We start from the raw sequence: 20510 nt of genomic DNA, 5'->3' as shown, positions 1-20510 counted from the left end.
GCCCCGGTGGTTCGTCGGCACTCACCGATGATGTCCCGCCGTCGCTGCTCAGCGCGGATAGACAGTGAACTTGGGTGCGGAACCGCCGGTGGACGGCGGCACGCGGTAGTGACGCAGAGTGAACTGCATCATGTCGCGGAACGCCGGCCCGGCGATCGCCGCGCCGTTGGATTTGGGCGCGTACGCGAAGACCGCGATGACGTACCGGGGGTTCTCGGCGGGGGCCATCCCGATGAACGAGGACACCTCACCGGGCTGCTTCTTGCCGTCCACCAGCCGCCAGCCGGTGCCGGTCTTGCCCGCGACCCGGTAGCCGGGGACGGCGGCGGCCAGGCCGGTGGCGTTGTCGACGGTGGTGACCGCCTCCAGCATGGTGCGCAACGCCGCCGCGTTCTGCGGGCTGAGCACCGACCGGGTCACCGGCGCCGGTGTGGGGGTGCGCTTGCCGTCCGGGCCGATCACCTCCTTGACCAGGTGCGGCTGCACGTACGTGCCGTTGTTGGCGATGGCGGCGTACGCGGCGGCCATCTGCAACGGAGTGGCGTCGACGCTGTGCCCGATCGGCACCGACCCGTACGACGACCCGCTCCACTCGTCGGCCGGCAGCAACCGCCCGCTGGCCTCCCCCGGCATACCCTCGCCGGTGGGCTTGCCCAGCCCGAACCGCCTCTGGTAGTCGATCAACCGGTCCCGGCCGAGCTTGTCGGCGATGGTGATCGTGCCGACGTTCGACGAGTAGGCGAGCATCCCCGGGATGCTCATCCGCTTGCCGTCGGCGGGGTGGGTGTCGGGGAACCAGGTGTCGCCCTTCTTGATGGCGTTGGCGATGGGCAGCGTGGTGTCCGGCGTGATGACGCCCTCCTGCAACGCCGCGCCGAAGGTGATCGCCTTGTGGATCGATCCGGGGTCGACGACGAAACTCGTCGCCGCGTCCTCCCGGGCGACCGGGTCGCTCGACAACGGTTTCGCCGCGCTGTAGGTGGGATTGCTGGCCTGGGCCAGCACCGCGCCGGAGGGGATCTCGATGATCACGGCCGCGCCGGTGCCACCGGGCGCCTGGGCCATGCCCGCGCTGAGGATCTGCTGGGTGCGGAACTGAAGGTCACGGTCGATGGTGAGGGCCAGCGAGCTGCCCGGCTTCGCGGGGATGGTCCGGCTGTAGCCGCCCGGGATCGGCGCGGCGAGGTCGCGGCGGCCGGCCTCGTACACCCGCTTGCCGTCCTGCCCGGCGAGCACGTCGTCGAAGCGGGCCTCGAGACCCTCCAGCCCGGCCATGTCCTGGCTGGTGAAGCCGATCAGGTTGGCCGCCAGGTCGCCGCCGGGCACGTCGCGGCGTTCGTCGCGGTGCACCCCGATGCCGGGCAGTTCGAGCGCCTGCACCTGCTTGGCGGTCGCGATCTCCACACCCCGGGCCAGGTACGCGAACCGCGACTCGACGCCGTTCTCCAGCTTGCGGGGCTTCATCAGCTCGACCAGCTTCGACGCTGGGATGCCGAGTAACGGGGAGAGCGCCTTCGCAGTGCCGGGCGGGTCCTCGACCTCTGTCGGGTCGACCGAGACGTACCGCGCCTCGACGCTGCGGGCCAGCGGCGCGCCGGTGGTGTCGTAGATCGCCCCGCGCGGCGCGGGTAGCTCGACAGTGCGGGTGCGGTCGGCGGTGCCGCCGCCGGCGTACGCCGGGGCGTCGACCGCCTGAAGGAAGATCAGCCGGATTCCGATGCTGGCGAACAGCGTCAGGGCCAGCGCGGTGCCCAGCCGCAGCCGCAGCCGCGAGTCGGCCAGCTTCGGCGGGCGCGGAGGTTTGCGCGACGGGCGGCGGGCCACCGGCCGGTCGGCGCGGCGCGGCGCACGTGGCGTGGTCCGACGGCGCGGCGCGGGCTCGTCCACACCCGGAGCACGCGGGGTACGCGGGGAGACGGTGCGCACGACGCCGCCGCGCCCGGCCGCCGGGGCGTCGCGTCGGCCGGAACGCGCGGCGGCCCGGCCGCCGTCGAGCACCTGCAACGCCGGCCGGAACGGATCGCCGGAGCGGGTGCTGCGCGGCGTACGACGCTGCTCGGCGCCGCCACCGCGAGCCGCCGTGCCGCGGTCCTCGCGGACGGTCCGACCCCTCGGGGTGTACGCCCGAGCGCCGGAGATACCCCCGATCCCGGGCTCACCGGTGCGCGGCTCGTCGTCGGCGGGCCTGGCCTCACGCGAAGAACCGCGCCGGGCCCCCTTCGGGTCCCGGCGCGGCTCGTCCGACCTCGGTGGCACCGGTCAGCCTCCCGTGCCCTGGCTGGTCACCGACCGCTGGCCGGTGGCGGGCTGCGGCACCTCCAGCGTCTTGCCGTCCGGCAGCCGGATGTAGCCCGGCTCGCCGGCGTCCACCAGGCCCAGCCGCCGCGCCTCGGCGGTCAGGTTGCCCGGCGCCTCGGCCTCGGCGATCTGCTTGTCCAGTTGCTGCTTCTCCAGGTCCAGTCGAGCCTGCTGCTGCTGCAACCGCTCCAACCGGAACGCGTTCTCATTGATCTTGGTGTTGACCGCCAGGATGCCCAGCACCCCGCCGACCACCAGCACCACGATCAGCGCCGCGAACGGCGCACGCGGCACCGACACCGGCGGTGGTGGCGCCACCCGCAGCCGGGGCGGGCGCGCGCCGCCGGCAGCGCCGGCCTTCTCGACCGGCCGCAGCGCGGCGGTGCCCTGAGTGGGGAACTCGCGCGCCCCCCGGGCGCGAGTCTCCCCCTGCCGGTTCACTCGATCGATGCGTGGCGTACCGTTTCCGAGGCGCGGAGCCCGCTCCGCCGCGGTCCGGCCCCCCGACCGCGGTGCGCGCTGCTCGCCGCCGGCGTACCGGCGGTCGCGCTTGTCAATGCTCATGTCCCTCCCCCTCAACATCCGTCCCTCTGCCGTCCCGGTGCCCCTGACCCCCCACGGATCAGGCGGACCCCGTGCCCGGTTGGTGCATTCCCTTCACCCGTCGGCGAGACCGTTCGCGGTCGGTCCGCCCCTGCTCCGTCGCGTTCGGGTCGAGTCGTTCCGCTGCCCGAAGCCGCACCGAGGCGGCCCGCGGGTTCGCGGCGACCTCCGCCTCCCCGGGTAGTTCGGCGCCCCGGCTGAGCAGCCGGAACGTCGGACCCGACCCGGGAAGCTCGACCGGGAGGTCGACCGGGCCCTTACTGCGAACCCGGTCCGCGAGCGCCGCCTTGGTGAGCCGGTCCTCCAACGAGTGGTAGGACAGGACCACCATGCGACCGCCCACGGTCAGTGCGTCGAGTGCGGATGGCAACGCTGTCTCCAGCGCTGCCAGTTCTCTGTTTACCTCGATCCGTAAAGCCTGAAACGTTCTCTTTGCCGGGTGTCCGCCCGTTCGTCGGGCTGGTGCCGGAATCGACTCCCGAACCAGCTCCGCCAACCGCGCGGAGGAGGTGATCCGGCCGCGTTCCCGCTCCCGCAGGATCGCCGAGGCGATCCGGCCGGCGAACTTCTCCTCGCCGTAGACCCGCAGCACCCGGGCCAGGTCCGGGTGGGCGTAGGTGTTGACCACCTCTTCGGCGGTCACCCCCCGGGTCTGGTCCATCCGCATGTCCAGTGGCGCGTCCTGGGCGTACGCGAACCCGCGGTCGGGCGCGTCCAACTGCAACGACGAGACGCCCAGATCGAACAGGATCCCGTCGATGCCCGGATAGCCCAGCCGGTCCAGTACCTCCGGAAGCTCGTCGTAGACGGCGTGCTCCAGGTGCACCCGATCGGCGAACCGAGCCAGTCGGACCCGCGCGTGGGCGAGCGCCTCGGTGTCCCGGTCGAGCCCGATCAGGACCGTCTCCGGATGCGCCTCCAGCACCGCCTCGGCGTGCCCGGCCAGACCGAGCGTCGCGTCGACGTAGACCGTCCGGCCGCCTCGACCCAGCGCGGGGGCCAACAGCTCGAGACAGCGCTCGAGCAGCACCGGCACGTGCGTGCCGCGCAACTCCCCCATGGTGACCCCCACTGGTTGAAACGTCCGTTCTTCTCGTGCGCCTGTCGTCGGACGGCGCTGCCGTCGTACCGCCAGATCCCCATCCGCTCCCGCCGGACACCGGACTCGCACCCGATGACTGGATCGTGCGCCTGGCACCGGGGAAGGGATGCCAGGAACTCGAAAGCGGCTGGAGATCTCGCAGTACGTCGGGCGCCGTTCCGCCCTACAGACCGCCGGGCAGCACCCCCTCCTCGATGTCGGCGAAGTCGTCTTCGCTCTCGGCGAGGTAGGTCTCCCAGGCGACCTTGTCCCAGATCTCCACCCGCGTGCTCGCGCCGATCACCACCAGCTCGCGGTCCAGCGCGGCGTACGCCCGCAGGTGGGCTGGAATGGTCACCCGACCCTGTTTGTCCGGAACCTCGTCGTGCGCGCTGGCGAAGAAGACCCGGCTGTAGGCCCGGGCCGCCTTGTGCGTCATCGGCTGCGCGCGCAACTGCTCCGCGATCCGCTGGAACTCGGGGGTGGGGAAGACGTAGAGGCAGCGCTCCTGCCCTTTGGTGACCACAACACCCCCCGCCAGCTCGTCTCGGAACTTGGCCGGAAGGATCAGCCGGCCCTTTTCGTCCAGGCGTGGAGTGTGGGTGCCGAGAAACACGGCCCTACCCCCCTTGCCCCTGAGCGGCGTTCGCGGCGCCGCTGACCCCCCGGGCCGGTGAGCCCTCCCGGCCTCACCATTGGTCCCCACTCTACTCCACTTCCCTCCACCTGCAACCAGATTCGCCCGCGTGGCGCGCTCCACCCGAGGGCAAAACCGCACGTCACGAGGGGTGGAGCGGAGTGGAGGGCCGCGGCGGTCCCCCGGCGTGGTCCGCTTTCCGACATAGATCGACTCTGTCCGGTGGAGGCGTGACCGGCCGCCCGCACAGCCGCCACGGCCGAACGGTTCACCGTCGGCGGCGATCTGGCGGGGCGGGCGGTCCGGTAACCTCGCTCGCGTGACGGACGCGAAAATGCCCCTACGGGCCAAGGTGGCCAGCTCCGTGTCACGGACCGCCGCGGCGCTCTCGCGGGCGGCCGGCCGTGGCGACGGTTCGGTGATCGGTGGCTGGATCGGCCTGAAGATCGACCCGGACCTGCTGGCCCACCTGTCGGCCGGGCGTGCGATCGCGCTCGTCTCCGGCACCAACGGCAAGACCACCACCACCCGGTTGACCTCCGCCGCGGTCGGCGTGCTCGGCCGGGTCGCCACCAACTCGTTCGGCGCCAACATGCCCACCGGGCACACCTCGGCGCTGGCGAAGGCCGGCAGCACCCCGTACGCGGTGCTCGAGGTCGACGAGCACTACCTCGCCCAGGTGCTGGAGGCGACCGAGCCGCACGTGGTCGCGCTGCTCAACCTCTCCCGCGACCAGCTCGACCGCGCCAAGGAGGTCGCCATGATGGCGCAGCTCTGGCGCGCGGCCCTGGTCCGGCACGCCGACGTCCGGGTGGTGGCCAACGCCGACGACCCGATGGTGGTCTGGGCCGCCACGCCGCCGGGCGACCCCGCCCGCGGCATCAACCCGCCGCACGTGACCTGGTTCAGCGCCGGTCAGCGCTGGCACGACGACTCGTGGGTCTGCCCGGAGTGCGGCTCCACCATCGCGCGCTCCGGCGACCAGTGGTGGTGCACCGGTTGCGCGCTGCGCCGACCGGAGCCGCAGTGGGTCGTCGAGGACGAGGGGGTGCTCGACCCCACCGGCGCCTGGCACAAGGTCTCCCTGCAACTGCCCGGCAAGGTCAACGTCGGCAACGCGGCGACCGCGCTGGCCGTGGCCGCCGAGTTCGGTGTCCGTCCGGTGGACGCGGTGTCCCGCCTCGGCATCGTCACCTCGGTCGCCGGCCGCTACGCGCAGGTCGACAAGGACGGGCGCAACATCCGGCTGCTGCTGGCCAAGAACCCGGCCAGCTGGCTGGAGGCGTTCGACATGGCCGACAACGCGCCGACACTGCTCTCCATCAACGCGCGCGACCCCGACGGCCTCGACACGTCCTGGCTCTTCGACGTCGACTTCGCCCCGCTCCGCGGCCGGCAGGTGTTGATCACCGGTGACCGGGCATTCGACCTGGCGGTTCGGCTGGACGTCAACGACGTGCCCTTCCAGCACGTCCGCACGTTCGAGGACGCCATCCGGTCGGTTCCGCCCGGGCGGCTCGAGGTCATCGCGAACTACACCGCGTTCCAGGACATCCGAGCGGAGTTGGACCGTGTCATCTGAGAGCCTGCGTATCGTCTGGATCTACCCCGACCTGCTGTCCACCTACGGCGACCGGGGCAACGCCCTGATCCTCGCCCGCCGAGCCCGCCAACGCGGCATGCCGGTCGAGGTGGTCGAGGTGCGCTCCGACCAGAAACTGCCCTCGACAGCCGACATCTACCTGGTCGGCGGCGGCGAGGACGGCCCGCAGGCGCTGGGCGCGCAGCGGCTGATCGCCGACGGCGGTCTGCACCGGGCGGTCGCCCAGGGCTCGGTCGTGTTCGGCGTCTGCGCCGGTTACCAGTTGCTCGGCACCTCCTTCTTCGCCAAGGGCGTGCAGTGCCGTGGCCTGGAGTTGCTCGACCTGCAGTCCGACCGGGGCGAGAGCCGGGCCGTGGGCGAGCTGGCCGGTGAGATCGACCCCCGGCTGGGTCTGCCCCCGCTGACCGGTTTCGAGAACCACGGTGGCCGCACCCACCTCGGCCCCGAGGTCTCCCCGCTGGCCCGGATCACCGCCGGGATCGGCAACGACGGCACCACCGAGGGCGCCTGGCGCGGCAAGCTGCTGGGCACCTACTCGCACGGCCCGGCGCTCGCCCGCAACCCGGCGCTCGCCGACCTGCTGCTGCGATGGGCCACCGGCGCGCACCAGCTCCCGCCGCTCGACGACACCTGGTCGGACCGGCTCCGCAACGAGCGCCGCTCCGCAGTGGCCGCCGCCCGGGCATGATCCGCGCCGTCCGACGGCTGCTCCGGCAGCCGTCGGCCGTCCGGTTCGCCCTGCTCGTGCTCCTGATCGGCGGTTGCGGGCTGCTGCTGCTCCTGGTCCCCCGGCCGGATCCGGAGCACCTTCCGCTGCTGGCCGACAAGCTGGGCGATTTCGCCCCGGTGGCGGCGATCCTCGGGGGTGCGCTGCTGCTCGTCGCGCTGGTCCCCCGGACCTTCATCACGCTCGCCGCCGGCGCGATCTTCGGCCCGCTGGAAGGCGCCGCGTACGCCCTGGGCGCCGCGTTGGTGGCCGCCGCGATCGGGTTCACAGTCGGTCGCCTGCTCGGCCGGGAGTTCGTGGCCGAACGGGTCCGTGGTCGCCTGGCCCGCCTCGACGGTTGGTTCGCCCGGCAGAGCGTGTTCGGTGTGGTCACCGTCCGACTGCTGCCGATCGCCGGCTTCGGTCTGGTCAGCTACGGCTACGGCACGACCGGTGCCCGGGTGCTGCCGTTCCTGGCCGGCAGCGTGATCGCGTCCGCGCCGACCGCGTTCGGCTATGCGGCGATCGGCGCGGCGGTCAGCTCACCCGGCCAGATCAACTGGTACGCCGCCGCCCCGGCCAGCCTCGGCCTGATCGCCAGCGTGGTGCTCGTCCACCAGTGGTGGCGCGCCGAACGCCGCCGACGACGGATGCCGGTCTGACCCGGCACCGAACCGCACGGAAACCCCCGCGCCTCACGCCCTCGCGCCCCGAGCCTCGCGCCCTCACGGCCCCGCGCCCCGCGCCCCGCGCCCCGCGCCCCGCGCCCCGCGCCCCGCGCCCCGCGCCCCGCGCCCAAGATCGTCACAACATCGGGGATGTTGCTGCTTGCGGCGTGCGGGAGGCAGCAACATCGGAGATGTTGCTGCCTCCCTGCGGAGGGCGGGAGAGCCGGGGGGCGGGGGGACGAGGGCGGGGGGCGGGGGGACGAGGGCGGGGCGGGGGGCGGGGACGGGACGGCGATCGTCAGGCGACCACGGAGACCATTCGGCCCGCGACGACGATGACCTTGCGCGGCTCCTTGCCGGCCAGGGTCGCGGCCACCGCGTCCAGGGCCGCTGTACGGACGGTCTCCTCGGAGGCGTCGGCGGGGACCTCGACGCGGCCACGGACCTTGCCGTTGACCTGCACCGGGTAGGTCACCGTGTCGGCCACCAGCAGCGCCGGGTCGGCGGACGGGAAGTCCACGTACGTCAGCGAGGTGTCGTGGCCCAGCTTGCGCCACAGCTCCTCGGCCAGGTGCGGGGCGAACGGCGCCACCATCAGCACCAGCGGCTCGGCCACCTCGCGGGGCGTGGCCGACAGGCCGGTCAGCCCGTTGGTCAGCTGGATCAGCTTGGCGATCGCGGTGTTGAACCGGATGCCGTCCATGTCGCCACGGACCCCGTCGATCACCTTGTGCAGCAGCCGACGGGTCGCCTCGTCGGCCGGGTCGTCGGTGATCCGCAGCGCGCCGGTCTGCTCGTCGACGACGGCCCGCCACACCCGCTGCAGGAACCGGTACGACCCGACCACCGCGCGGGTCTCCCAGGGGCGGGACACCTCCAGCGGGCCCATCGACATCTCGTACACCCGGAAGGTGTCCGCGCCGTACGCGGCGCACATGTCGTCGGGGGTCACCACGTTCTTCAGCGACTTGCCCATCTTGCCGTACTCGCGGTTGACCACCAGGTCTTCCAGGTAGTACGCGCCGTCGCGCTCGACCACGTCCTCGGCCTGCACGTAGCTGCCGCGCGAGTCGGTGTAGGCGTACGCCTGGATCATGCCCTGGTTGAACAGCTTGCGGAACGGCTCGAACGACGACACGTGGCCCAGGTCGAACAGCACCTTGTGCCAGAAGCGCGCGTACAGCAGGTGCAGCACGGCGTGCTCGGCGCCACCGACGTACAGGTCGGTGCCGCCGCAGTCACCGTCGCCGCGCGGGCCCATCCAGTAGCGCTCGTTCTCGGCGTCGACGAACCGGTCGCCGTTCGTCGGGTCCAGGTAGCGCAGCTCGTACCAGCAGGAACCGGCCCACTGCGGCATCACGTTGGTCTCGCGGGTGTAGCGCTTCGGCCCGTCACCCAGGTCCAGCTCGACCTCGACCCAGTCGCGCCGCCGCGACAGCGGGGTCTCCGGGTTGCTGTCGGCGTCGTCGGCGGCGAACGTCTTCGGCGAGAAGTCGTCCACCTCCGGCAGCTCGACCGGCAGCATCTCCTCCGGCAGGGCGATGGCCGCGCCGGTCTCGTCGTAGACGATGGGGAACGGCTCACCCCAGTAGCGCTGCCGGGAGAACAGCCAGTCCCGCAGCCGGTAGGTGACCGCGCCGGTGCCGTGCCCGTTCGCCTCCAGCCAGCTGATGATCGCCGCCTTGGCGTCGGCGACCCCCAGCCCGTTCAGGTCCAGGCCGCGGTCGGGCGCGGCGCTGTTGATCGCCGGGCCGTCGCCGGTGTACGCCTTGCCGTCGAAGCCCTCCGCCGGCTGCACGGTACGCACGATGGGCAGCTCGAAGACCTCGGCGAACGCCCAGTCCCGCTCGTCCTGGGCCGGCACCGCCATGATCGCGCCGGTGCCGTAGCCGGCCAGCACGTAGTCCGCGATGAAGATCGGGATCTGCCCGCCGGTGACCGGGTTGGTGGCGTACGCGCCGATGAAGACGCCGGTCTTCTCCTTGGTGTCGGACTGTCGCTCGACGTCGGTCTTGGCCGCCGCCGCCTTGCGGTACGCCTCGACGGCCGCCCGGGGGGTGGTGTGCCCGCCGGTCCAGGCGTCCCGCGTCCCGTCCGGCCAGGTGGCCGGCGCCAGCGTGTCGACCAGGTCGTGCTCGGGCGCCAGCACCATGTAGGTGGCCCCGAAGATCGTGTCCGGGCGGGTCGTGAACACCCGCACGGGCGCGGCGGCGGTCGGGAAGTCGATGTGCGCGCCCTGGGAGCGGCCGATCCAGTTGCGCTGCATCAGCTTGATCGGCTCGGGCCAGTCCAGGCTGTCCAGGTCGTCCAGCAGCCGGTCACCGTACGCGGTGATCCGCATCATCCACTGCTTCAGGTTGCGCTTGAAGACCGGGAAGTTGCCCCGCTCGGACCGGCCGTCGGCGGTGACCTCCTCGTTGGCCAGCACGGTGCCCAGGCCCGGGCACCAGTTCACCGGGGCCTGCGAGACGTACGCCAGGCGGTGGTCGTCGACGACCTGGCGGCGCTCCGCGACGCTCAGCTCGGCCCAGGCCCGGCCGTCCGGGGTGGGTCGGTTGCCGCCCTCGAACTCGGCGATCAGCTCGGCGATCGGGCGGGCCCGGCCGGCGTCGCGGTCGTACCAGGAGTTGAAGACCTGCAGGAAGATCCACTGGGTCCAGCGGTAGAAGTCGGTGTCGATCGTCGCCACCGAACGGCGCTCGTCGTGGGCCAGGCCCAGCCGACGCAGCTGCGCCTTGTACCGCTCGATGTTGGCCACCGTGGTGGTCCGGGGGTGCGTGCCGGTCTGCACCGCGTACTGCTCGGCGGGCAGGCCGAACGCGTCGAAGCCCATCGCGTGCAGCACGTTGTGGCCGGCCATCCGCTGGTAACGGGCGTAGCAGTCGGTGCCGATGTAGCCCAGCGGGTGACCGACGTGCAGGCCGGCACCGGACGGGTACGGGAACATGTCCAGCACGTACAGCTTCTCCGCGCCGGCGCGCGGGTGGGTCGGATCGGCCAGCGGGCCGGTCGGGTTCGGCGCGTGGAAGGTGCCCTCGCGCGCCCAGGTGTCCTGCCAACGGATCTCGATCTCGTTGGCCAGGGCCGCGGTGTACCGGAACGGGGGGATGTCGTCCGCCGGTGCGGCTGCCTCGCTCATCGTCTCTCCTCGCTTCGCTTCGCTTCGTCTCGGCACCACCGGGCCGGGCCGGCGGCGGGCACAAAAAAGCCCCTCGCGCAGGAGGGGCCGCCGTGCTGTCGCTGCGTTCAGCGCATCAGCACGGCCCGGTAAGAAGCAGGAAGACTCCGGCCATGTCCCGCAGTGTACCTCGCCCACGGCTCGGCCTGCCCGCCCCCGGCCGAGGTCGTACCCGAGCCCCGGGCCGGCGAATATTCCGGGGCGTAACCGACGGACTACCTGCGGGGGTCGGCGATAACGACAAACATGGTTAGCCTGAGAGACCAGTGAGATTCCTGCGGCAAACGAGGCTCGACGTCGCGAACCCAACGGCGGGTCCAGGTGCTCTAGTCAGAGCTGCCGTGACGGCGACGAGGAGGAGGCCCGTGACACAACAGACCTGGGACGAGGTGGGCGGCCTACTGCCGCACGACGAGTTCCGCGCCGCCAGCGAGGCCATCGTGGCCAACATCGAGCAGGTCATCGAGGGTAAGACCGCCACCGTGCGGCTCGCCCTGGCCGTCCTGCTCGCCGAGGGTCACCTCCTGATCGAAGACGTCCCGGGTGTCGGCAAGACCAAACTGGCCAAGGCCCTCGCGCGGTCCATCGACTGCACCGTGCGGCGGATCCAGTTCACCCCCGACCTGCTGCCCAGCGACGTGACCGGCGTCAGCGTCTACAACCAGGAGACGCACGACTTCGAGTTCCGCCCCGGTGCCGTGTTCGCCAACCTGGTGGTCGGTGACGAGATCAACCGGGCCTCACCGAAGACCCAGTCGGCGTTGCTGGAGTGCATGGAGGAACGGCAGGTCACCGTCGACGGCGTGACCTACCAGCTGCAGACCCCGTTCATGGTCATCGCCACCCAGAACCCGATCGAGATGGAGGGGACGTACCCGCTCCCCGAGGCGCAGCGCGACCGCTTCACCGCCCGCATCGCGATGGGCTACCCGGACGTCAACGCCGAGTTGGCCATGCTCGACGGGCACGGCGCGACCGACCCGCTGCACGAGCTGCGCCCGGTGTCCGACGCGAACATCGTCCGGCAGCTCATCTCGACCGTCCGGCAGGTGCACGTCGCGGACGCGGTCAAGCAGTACGCCATCGACCTGGTCACCGCCACCCGCGAGGCCCCGGACCTGCGGCTCGGCGCCTCCCCCCGGGCGACCCTGCAACTGCTGCGCACCGCCCGAGCGGTCGCCGCCCTGGAGGGTCGCGACTACGTCCTCCCGGACGACCTGCAGGCCCTGGCGGTGCCGGTGCTCGCGCACCGGATCATTCCGACGGCCGACGCGCAGCTCGCCCGCCGCACCACCGACGCGATCGTCTCCGAGCTGGTGCACCGCCTTCCCCTGCCGCACGACCGGCAGCGCAACCCGTACGACACTCGGCCCGCCACCGGTAACGGCCGCGCGCCCTACGAGCCGCGGAGGCCGTGACGTGCGTGCCGGGCTGCGCGGGCTGACCACCCGCGGGCGCTCCTTCCTCGCCGCCGCGCTCGCGGCGGCGATCTCGGCCGCCATCCTCGGCGAGAAGGACCTGCTGCGGGTGGCGGTGCTGTTGGCCATCCTCCCGTTGCTGGCCGCGGCCTACGTCGGGCGCAGCCGCTACAAGCTCGCCTGCAACCGGTCCCTGGATCCACACCGGGTTCCCGTCGGCGCCAACTCCCGCGTGGTGCTGCGCCTGCAGAACCTCTCCCGGCTGCCGACCGGCACCCTTCTCCTGGAGGACCGGCTGCCCTACGCGCTGGGTAGCCGGCCCCGGGTGGTTTTGGAGCGGCTCGGCGCGCACCAGGCCACCTCCGTGGCGTACACGGTGCGGGCCGACGTGCGGGGTCGCTACGACGTGGGCCCGCTGGTGGTCCGGATGACCGACCCGTTCGGCCTGTGCGAGCTCACCCGGTCCTTCCCCAGCACCGACCACCTGACGGTCATCCCGCAGGTCACCCCGCTGCCGTCGGTGCGGCTCCCCGGGGAGTACGCGGGCAGTGGCGACAGCCGGGCCCGGTCCGTGGCGGTGCACGGCGAGGACGACGCGGCGACCCGGGAGTACCGGCGCGGCGACGACCTGCGCCGGGTGCACTGGAAGTCCACCGCCCGCACCGGCGAGCTGATGGTGCGTCGCGAGGAGCAGCCGTGGGAGAGCCGGGCCACCGTCGTCCTGGACACCCGGGCGTACGGCCACCGGGGCGAGGGGCCGACGGCCAGCTTCGAGTGGTCCGTCTCCGCCGCCGCGAGCATCGCCGTCCACCTGCGTCAGGCCGGTTACAAGTTGCGTCTGGTCACCGGTTCCGGGGTGGACGTGGACGCCTCGGAGGCCGGCGGTGACGGGGCCCTGCTCGACCATCTCGCGGAGGTCCGGCTGGATCAACGCGCCGAGGTGACCGACCTCGTGCAACAGGTCCGCCAACGCTCCGACGGCGGCCTGATCATCGGGCTGTTCGGCACGGTGAGCGTGACCGAGGCCGAGCTGCTGGCCGGGTTGCGCGGCAACGGTGCCACCTGTGTGGGGTTCCTGCTGAACAGCTCGACCTGGCTCAGCCTGCCGGAGAAGGCCCGGGCCGAGGCCGAGCACGCGCACGGCACCGCCGTCCTCGCCATGGTGCGCAGCGGCTGGCGGGTGGTCGGAGTCGACCACGGCAGCCGGCTGCCCGCGCTGTGGCCGCAGGCCGGTCGGGGCTCCCAGGGCTTCGCCCTGCGCGCCGCGCTGGCCGAGACGGTGGCCGGCGGCGTGCGATGAACGGAAGGTTCCCCTCATGAGCGCCAGTCGCAACATCGGTGCGGTGGCGGCCGCGGCGACTCTGCTGGCGGCCGCGCCGCTGTCGGCCATCTTCGAGAGTTGGACGTGGCTGATCGAGTCCGTCATCGCGGTCGCGGTGGTGGCCGGGGTGGCCGCGTTGACCAGGCTCGCCCGAGCCCCGCTGTGGGGTCAGGTGCTGGGCATGCTCGCCGGCCTGGTCCTCGCCCTGACCTGGTTGTTCCCCAGCGGCGCGGAGCTGTTCGCCGTCCTGCCCACGCCGAGCACGTTCGCGCACTTCAGCGAGCTGGTCGCCGGGTCCGCACAGGACATGCGGTCGTACGGCGTCGAGGTTCCCGACACCGACCCGCTGCTGTTCATCACCGTGCTCGGCGTCGCCGGGGTGGCCGTCCTCGTCGACGTCCTGGCCGTCGGGCTGCGCCGGCCCGCGCTGGCGGGGCTGCCGATGCTCGCCATCTACTCGGTGCCGGTGGCCGTCTACGTCGACAGCGTCCCCCCGGTGCCGTTCGTGGTTGGCGCCGCCGGTTACCTCTGGCTGCTGGTCACCGACAACGTCGACCGCGTACGCCGGTTCGGGCGACGGTTCACCGGTGACGGCCGCGACATCGACGTGTGGGAGGCATCGCCGCTGGCGTCCGCCGGTCGCCGGCTCGCGGTGATCGGGGTTGCCGTGGCGGTGGTCCTGCCCCTGGCGGTGCCGGGCATGACCGGTGGGATGCTCGACAGCCTCAGCCGGGGGTCGGGAAACGGCACCGGGAACGGCACCGGCTCGGGCGGCACGTCGGGGCGGATCGACCTGTTCGCGTCGCTCGCCGGCCAGCTCAACCAGTCGCAGGTGTTCGACATGGTCAAGGTCACCACCACCGAGGCGAACCCGTTCTACCTGCGGTACGCCGTCGCCGACGAGCTGCGTCCGGTGGGTTTCCTGGCGCGTAGCCCGAGCGGCCGGCCGGCCAACCGGGACCTGCCGGACCCGGCCGACCGGGCCGGGCGGGGCGTGCAGCGCACCACCTACCGGGCGACCGTCGAGGTCACCAAGAGCCTGAGCATGGCGCTGATGCCGGTGTACGCCGAGCCGGTGCGCACCGAGGACCTCAGCTCCAACTGGCTGTACGACCCCAACCAGCAGATCGTCTTCTCCAACCGGGAGAACTCCCGGGGCCGTAAGTACTCCTTCGACTACGTCCGCTCGACGTACACCCCGGCGGTGTTGCGGGCCGCGCCGCCGCTTCCGGCGGAGCACCCGGTACGCCGGCAGATGACCGCCACCCCCGACCGGGTGCCCGAGGTGGACGAGCTGGTCAAGGGGTTGATCCAGGGCAAGCGCACCGACTACGACCGGGTGCTGGCGATCTACCAGCACTTCTCGGCGGACAACGGGTTCAAGTACCGGCTCAGCACCGAGAGCGGCAGCAGCGGGCAGGACATCGTCAACTTCCTGACCAACAAGGTCGGCTACTGCCAGCAGTACGCGGCGTCGATGGCCTGGTTGGTCCGCGCCGCAGGCATCCCGGCCCGGGTGGCGTTCGGGTTCACCAACGGCAGCAACCGGGACGGTGACACGTTCACCCTGACCAACCTCAACCTGCACGCCTGGACCGAGGTCTTCTTCGACGGCGTCGGTTGGGTGCCCTTCGACGCCACCCCGGCGTACGGGGTGCCCGGCTCCACCCGATCGGCCTGGGCACCGGACATCGACGCGCCGGAGCCGTCGACGCCGGGCACCGGTGTCACTGACACTCCGACCGGCCCCGAGGCGTCGGCTGAGCCGACGGGGCCGGACAACGCGGACCGGGAGATCGACGAGGGGTTCTCCTCCGGCGGTTCGACCCCCGAGGACCAGCCACCGGTCTGGCCCTGGTGGGCGGCGGGCCTGTTGGCCCTGCTGGCCCTCCTCGCGGTGCCTGCGCTGCGCCGGCTCGCGCTGCGACGTCGGCGGGGCGGGAGGCCGAGCGCCACCGTGGCCGCCACCGTTCTGGACGACGGCACCGAGCCGGGTGGCCGTGCGGTGGTGGTCACCGCGGACGCCGACCGTGCCCGCGCCGACGCACACGCCGCGTGGGCGGAGCTGCTCGACACTCTGGTGGACTTCCGGGTTCCGGTCGATCTGACCGAGACGCCCAGGGCGACAGCGGACCGGCTCGTCCGGGACACGCTCGACGACGCCGCGGCGGTGGAGTCGGCACGACTGCTCGGCAGGGCGGAGGAGCGGGCCCGGTACGCGCGGGATCCGCTGACCGGTGAGCCGCTGTCGCCGGCACTCCGTACGGTCCGTGGGGCGCTCGCCACGCGGGCGGACCGACGGACCCGTCTGCTCGCCGCGGTGTTGCCGCCGTCGGTGCTGATGCGGTGGAGGACCGGCCTGGCGGACACCTCCAGCCGAATGGTGGCGTTGACCGGGCGGGCCCGGTACCAGCTGCTGCGCTGGAACCCCCGTCGGCTGTTGGCGGACCGGGCGGCGCGCTGACGACCGTCCGTCGATGATTCGGGGCGGCGGCCCACCGCCGCCGCCCCACCGTCTGGACGGCATGCCCGGGCCGACGCGCGGATCGTTGATCGCCTCCACTTCGGCGATGTGGGGGTGTCCGGCGGACGGAATGCCACCACCTCGCCGACCTGGAGTCGATCATCGTGCGGTACCGCCCGAGACGCCAGGTCGCGACGCACGCCGCGCCGGGACGGGCCCCGGGCACGCCGGGCCGGGACGGGCCCCGAGCACGCCGGGCCGGGACGGGCCCCGAGCACGCCGGGCCGGGACGGGCCCCGAGCACGCCGGGCCGGGCACGAGGCACGCGGGCACTCCGGGCAACGAGGCCCGCGGGCACTCCGGGCAACGAGGCCCGCAGGCAGGCGGGCACGACAAGGGTCGCCGGGAGTGCACCCGGCGACCTCCTCGTCGCGGTGTCCGGCCCGCCTCAGCGGCGGGGTCGGCTCACCTGTGCCCCTCCGGGCGCTGCCGCCACCTGTCCTCCATGCGGTCCAGGATCGACGACCGGCGACCGGATCGGCCACCGCGGGGGCGACGACGACTCGTCGTGCCGCCCACCACGTGCAGGTCGGGTGACTGCGCCCGTCGGTGCGACTGCACCGCGAACGCGGCCGACGCCAACATGACGACGAAGCCCGCCACCGCCAGCGGTGGAGTCTTGATCACCGCGCCATAGACCAGTAGAGCCAAGCCAGCGATGATGACGCCGGCGGCGACGAGCAGGCGACGCCGCGCGTGAAAGCGCGGATCGCTGGCGCGCACGGCCGAGGCGAATTTGGGGTCCTCGGCAAGCGACCGCTCGATCTGCTCGAACAGCCGCTGCTCGTGCTCCGAGAGCGGCACGGCACTCCTCCCCGGTCACGTTGGTCGGGCCCACTCGGGCCGACAGACCGTGGCAGCCAACCGGCTGCTTAGCCGCAAGTCTACGAGGGGGGTCGCGCGTCGGAAAGCGGGACGACCTACGGGTGGGGTGGATTTTCCTTTCGACGGGTCTCACGGTCGCCCATCAGACTGGCCGGACCTATGACGGACCGCCCGAAACGGGCAGCGGCGGCGTCGGCGGCAGCTTCCGCTTCGCGCCAGCCACGCTCAGGCGCGCCGAGGGTGAGTTGCCGGGGAGCACCCTGTGCCGGGGCGAGCCCTTCGACCCGGACACCGACCAGTCGGATCCGCTCGCCCGGGTCCAGTGCGGTGTAGAGCGCCCAGACCGTGTCGAACATCTCCCGGGCGGTGTCGGTGGGCACGTCGAGGGTGCGGGAGCGACTGACGGTGCGGAAGTCGGCCAGCCGGACCTTGAGCGCGACGGTGCGCCCGACCTGCCCGGAACCCCGCAACCGGACACCGACCTTGGCGCTGAGCGCGAGCAACGCACGGCGGATCTCCAACGGATCGGACACGTCGACGTCGAAGGTCACCTCGGCGCCGATCGACTTGTCGACGTGCTCCGGGCTGACCGCACGCGGGTCCCGTCCCCAGGCCAGCTCGTGCAGGTGCGCCGCCGAGGCGGCACCGACCGCGCGCCGGAGCATGCCCACCGGCGCCTCGGCGAGGTCGCCGACGGTGGCCAGACCCAGCCGGCGCAGCGCCTCGGCGGCGCGCTCCCCCACCCCCCACAACGCGTCCACCGGAAGCGGGTGCAGGAAGTCGAGCACCTGCCCCGGCGGCACGACCAGAAGGCCGTCCGGTTTGGCCCGGGTGGAGCCCAGCTTGGCCACGAACTTGCTCGGGGCCACCCCCACCGAGCAGGTGAGCGCCTGCTCCTCGGCGACCCGGCGGCGGATCAGACGGGCGATGGTGGCCGGGGACCCGAAGAGCCGACGGGCGCCGGTCACGTCGAGGAACGCCTCGTCGAGGGAGAGCGGCTCGACCAGTGGGGTGACGTCCCGGAAGATCTGCATGACCGCCCGCGACGCGGCGCTGTAGGCGGTGAAGTCCGGTGGCAGGTAGACCGCGTGCGGGCAGCGGGCCCGGGCCTGACTGGTCGGCATCGCGCTGCGCACCCCGAACCGACGGGCCTCGTAGCTGGCGGAGCTGACCACCCCGCGGGGCCCGACGCCGCCGACGATCACCGGCCGGCCGCGCAGCTCGGGTCGGCGGCGCACCTCGACGGCGGCGAAGAACGCGTCCATGTCGACGTGCAGGATCGGGCTGGCGGAGTCGTCGGCGTCCGGCCCGAAGCGCGGATCGTCGCCCCGGGGCAACGACTGGCTGCGGCCCATCCCGGCAGGTTAACCCGGGGGTACGACACCACCAGCCACCAGTGGGCCGGACCTCACCCCGGTCAGCCGCGGACGACCAGCAGCGGCACGGTCAGCTCGACGGCGGTGTCCGACCCGTGGTACGCGACGAGCTTCGACGCCATCGGCCGCTCGGTGCGGGTGGCCATGACCGCGTACGTGTCGTTGCAGGTCACCACGACGTCACCGATCCGGGCCAGATGCTCCTCGGGCACCGGACCGAACCAGCCGGTGGCCACCGCCTCCTCCCGGGTGCGGACCCGGGCGGCGTCGCCCAGCACCTCCGACCAGGCGGCCAGCACGTCGTCCGTCGCGCCCGCCTCGACGTGCAGGTAGCGGACCCGGGCCTCACCGGCCACCAGCCGCACCCCGGCGCGCAGCCGTGGGTCGGTGTCCAGGTCGAAGCGGTGTTCGGCGGGTACGTCGAGCTGACCGTGGTCAGCGGTCACCAGCAGCGCCGCGTCCGGCGGCAGCCCGTCGACCAGCCGGGCGAGCAGAGTGTCCACCTCGGCGGCGGCGATCCGCCAGGGCTCCGAGTCGACGCCGTAGACGTGGCCGTACCGGTCCAGGTCGGCGTGGTAGCCGGAGACCAGTGTCGGCCCGGAGCCGGTGGCCAGCGCGGCCAGCATGGCGGCGGCCACCGCCGCACCGCCGGCGGCGCCCCGGAAGTCGCCACCCCGGTTGGCGGCCACCGTCAACCCGCTGCCACCGAACTCCGGCCGACTCACCACGGTCACCGCCACACCGGCGGCGCGGGCACGCTCCAGTTGGGTGGTGACCGGCTGCCAGGTCAGCGGCGGCGGGTCGGCGGCCCAGTCGGTGTGGGTGAGCACCCGGTCGGTGCCGGGCACCCGCACGGTGAAGCCGAGCACCCCGTGCGCGCCGGGCGCGACGCCGGTGCCCAACGACACCAGACTGGTCGGGGTGGTGGACGGGAAACCGGCGATGAGCGGCCGGGCCACCGTCGCCGCGAGCCCGGCGAGGGTCGGCGCGTACGGCGCGGCGGTCGGCAACTGGTACCACCCGAGCCCGTCGACCAGCAGCACGGCCACCCGGCGTACCCCCGCCAGGGCGGGGACGAGCCCGAGCGGGTCGGCCGAGCCGGGGACGCCCAGCACGGCGAGCGCACTGGGCAGCACGTCGGCGAGACGGCCGCCACCGTGATCCGGCCCGAGGACCGCCAGCGGCGCCCCGGCTGGTGCGTCGCTCATGCCGGCCGGCGGGCGAACAGGTGCAGTTGGGCGGCCAGGTCCCGGTACGGCGGCTGGGCGGCCAACGCGCGTTCCAACTCGACCAGGGCGGCGGGCTGCCCGTCGGCGACCGCGGCCGGCAGCAGGTCGGCCAGCACGCGTACCCCGTGGATCTCCTCGACCACGAGGCCGGCGGCGCCGAGCAGCGCGGAGGCGCTCGCGGTGTCGTAGCGTCGCCGCAGGGTGTCCCGCGGCCCGGCGGCGCCGTCCGGGTCGGTGGCCAGCGTGGCCGCGACGTCGAGGTGACCGTTCATCGCGCGGCCCAGCACGGCGGCGGCCCGACCGGCCACCAGCACACTGGCCGCGCCGCCGGGACGCAGCGCGGTGGCCAGCGCCGCCACCACGGACGCCGGGTCGTCGACCACCTCCAGCACGGCGTGGCAGAGCACCAGGTCGACGCCGGCCGGCTCGACCAGCCCGGCGAGGGCGTCGCCGTCGCCCTGCACGGCGGCGATCCGGTCCGCCACGCCGGCCTCGGCGGCCCGGCGGGTGAGCGCGGCGAGCGCGTCGGGGCTGGCGTCGACAACGGTGACCCGGTGCCCGGCGCGGGCCAGGGGGACGGCGAAACCACCGGTGCCGCCGCCCACGTCCAGCACGGTGAGCTCGGCGTCGCCGCGCCGGTCCAGTTCGGCGCGGAGCACCGACCAGATCACGGCGGTACGGGGGGTCAGCGGCGGCCCGGCGAACCGGCCTCGGGTCTGCTCCACCCGGTCGAGCCTAGTCACCCGGTCCATCCCCGGTGCGGGCGTGTGGCGGGCGCACCCGCCACCCGTCCGGTCGGCCTGCGGTGCCGGTCGGTCAGGACTCGGTGCCCTCGACCTCGTCCTCCGCCCGGGACCGGCGCTCGTTGGCCACCGGGCCGTTGGTCACCTCGTACTCGCGGGGGTCGGCGAGGTGCGACGGCACCCAGGTCGCACCCAGCCGGGTCCGCCGGGCGTTCGCGATTCCACCGGTGTACGCGTGATTCCCCATCACTGTCACTCCCCCTCACGGATCACGGGCCACTCTGCCCGCTCGGGGACGAG

15 protein-coding genes and 1 pseudogene are annotated in these 20510 nt (G+C 73.0%); 6 read left to right on the top strand and 10 right to left on the bottom strand.

From position 1 onward, the window contains the following. Positions 1-48: 48 nt before the first annotated feature. From O7617_RS21080 to mraZ, 4 genes and pseudogenes are all read right to left on the bottom strand, one after another. Positions 49-2256 (bottom strand): penicillin-binding transpeptidase domain-containing protein, encoded by a 2208-nt coding sequence (locus O7617_RS21080; RefSeq protein WP_282257579.1) that lies wholly within the window; start codon positions 2254-2256, stop codon positions 49-51. A gap of 3 nt (positions 2257-2259) precedes the next feature. Continuing rightward, positions 2260-2862 carry a hypothetical protein gene (locus O7617_RS21075; RefSeq protein WP_282257578.1) on the bottom strand — a complete coding sequence of 201 codons (603 nt, stop codon included), beginning with the start codon at positions 2860-2862 and terminating at the stop codon, positions 2260-2262. Further along, positions 2852-3961 (bottom strand): annotated as a pseudogene (gene rsmH / locus O7617_RS21070) (16S rRNA (cytosine(1402)-N(4))-methyltransferase RsmH). Before rsmH ends, O7617_RS21075 begins: the two are co-directional and overlap by 11 nt. Before the next feature lie 205 nt (positions 3962-4166). After that, positions 4167-4598 carry a division/cell wall cluster transcriptional repressor MraZ gene (gene mraZ / locus O7617_RS21065; RefSeq protein WP_030488958.1) on the bottom strand — a complete coding sequence of 144 codons (432 nt, stop codon included), beginning with the start codon at positions 4596-4598 and terminating at the stop codon, positions 4167-4169. A 355-nt stretch (positions 4599-4953) separates the two neighbouring features. Between mraZ and O7617_RS21060 the strand changes: the two genes are divergently transcribed. The 3 genes from O7617_RS21060 to O7617_RS21050 are packed head-to-tail and all read left to right on the top strand — an operon-like array spanning position 4954 to position 7590. After that, positions 4954-6201, top strand: coding sequence for a MurT ligase domain-containing protein (locus O7617_RS21060; RefSeq protein ID WP_282264818.1), 1248 nt, complete (start codon positions 4954-4956; stop codon positions 6199-6201). Continuing rightward, a complete protein-coding gene (locus tag O7617_RS21055) occupies positions 6191-6910 on the top strand; it encodes a glutamine amidotransferase (RefSeq protein ID WP_282257576.1) in 720 nt (239 codons plus the stop codon). The genes O7617_RS21060 and O7617_RS21055 overlap by 11 nt, the downstream gene beginning before the upstream one ends. Next, complete coding sequence (locus O7617_RS21050; RefSeq protein ID WP_282257574.1) at positions 6907-7590, top strand: VTT domain-containing protein; 684 nt, start codon at positions 6907-6909, stop codon at positions 7588-7590. The genes O7617_RS21055 and O7617_RS21050 overlap by 4 nt, the downstream gene beginning before the upstream one ends. A 304-nt stretch (positions 7591-7894) precedes the next feature. Here the strand turns inward: O7617_RS21050 and leuS are convergent, their stop codons facing one another. Continuing rightward, complete coding sequence (leuS, locus tag O7617_RS21045; RefSeq protein WP_282257573.1) at positions 7895-10735, bottom strand: leucine--tRNA ligase; 2841 nt, start codon at positions 10733-10735, stop codon at positions 7895-7897. A 404-nt stretch (positions 10736-11139) separates the two neighbouring features. On the opposite strand from leuS, the gene O7617_RS21040 reads away from it, so the two are divergent. The 3 genes from O7617_RS21040 to O7617_RS21030 are packed head-to-tail and all read left to right on the top strand — an operon-like array spanning position 11140 to position 15977. Further along, positions 11140-12192 (top strand): MoxR family ATPase, encoded by a 1053-nt coding sequence (locus tag O7617_RS21040; protein WP_088988401.1) that lies wholly within the window; start codon positions 11140-11142, stop codon positions 12190-12192. A 1-nt stretch (position 12193) separates the two neighbouring features. Next, a complete protein-coding gene (locus O7617_RS21035) occupies positions 12194-13492 on the top strand; it encodes a DUF58 domain-containing protein (protein WP_282257563.1) in 1299 nt (432 codons plus the stop codon). A 16-nt stretch (positions 13493-13508) separates the two neighbouring features. Beyond that, entirely contained in the window at positions 13509-15977 is a 2469-nt protein-coding gene (locus tag O7617_RS21030) for a DUF3488 and transglutaminase-like domain-containing protein (RefSeq protein WP_282257561.1), read from the top strand. Between the two features lie 465 nt (positions 15978-16442). On the opposite strand, the gene O7617_RS21025 is transcribed toward O7617_RS21030, so the two are convergent. The 5 genes from O7617_RS21025 to O7617_RS21005 all read right to left on the bottom strand — a co-directional run bounded on the left by O7617_RS21025 (position 16443) and on the right by O7617_RS21005 (position 20457). Next, the gene (locus O7617_RS21025; RefSeq protein WP_030334542.1) at positions 16443-16841 is read right to left on the bottom strand and encodes a DUF3040 domain-containing protein; all 399 of its coding nucleotides are present in this window, start codon (positions 16839-16841) and stop codon (positions 16443-16445) included. Between the two features lie 116 nt (positions 16842-16957). Further along, a complete protein-coding gene (locus tag O7617_RS21020; protein ID WP_282257557.1) occupies positions 16958-18217 on the bottom strand; it encodes a DNA polymerase IV in 1260 nt (419 codons plus the stop codon). Positions 18218-18279: 62 nt separating this feature from the next. After that, the gene (locus O7617_RS21015) at positions 18280-19446 is read right to left on the bottom strand and encodes a nucleotide pyrophosphatase/phosphodiesterase family protein (RefSeq protein ID WP_282257556.1); all 1167 of its coding nucleotides are present in this window, start codon (positions 19444-19446) and stop codon (positions 18280-18282) included. Beyond that, complete coding sequence (locus tag O7617_RS21010) at positions 19443-20219, bottom strand: methyltransferase domain-containing protein (RefSeq protein WP_282257555.1); 777 nt, start codon at positions 20217-20219, stop codon at positions 19443-19445. The genes O7617_RS21015 and O7617_RS21010 overlap by 4 nt, the downstream gene beginning before the upstream one ends. Positions 20220-20283: 64 nt before the next feature. Further along, positions 20284-20457 carry a hypothetical protein gene (locus tag O7617_RS21005; protein WP_282264940.1) on the bottom strand — a complete coding sequence of 58 codons (174 nt, stop codon included), beginning with the start codon at positions 20455-20457 and terminating at the stop codon, positions 20284-20286. Between the last annotated feature and the right edge of the window lie 53 nt (positions 20458-20510).

Source organism: Micromonospora sp. WMMD1155, assembly GCF_029581275.1.
Taxonomy (GTDB): Bacteria; Actinomycetota; Actinomycetes; order Mycobacteriales; family Micromonosporaceae; genus Micromonospora.
This window is presented reverse-complemented; position numbering and strand designations above follow the sequence as displayed.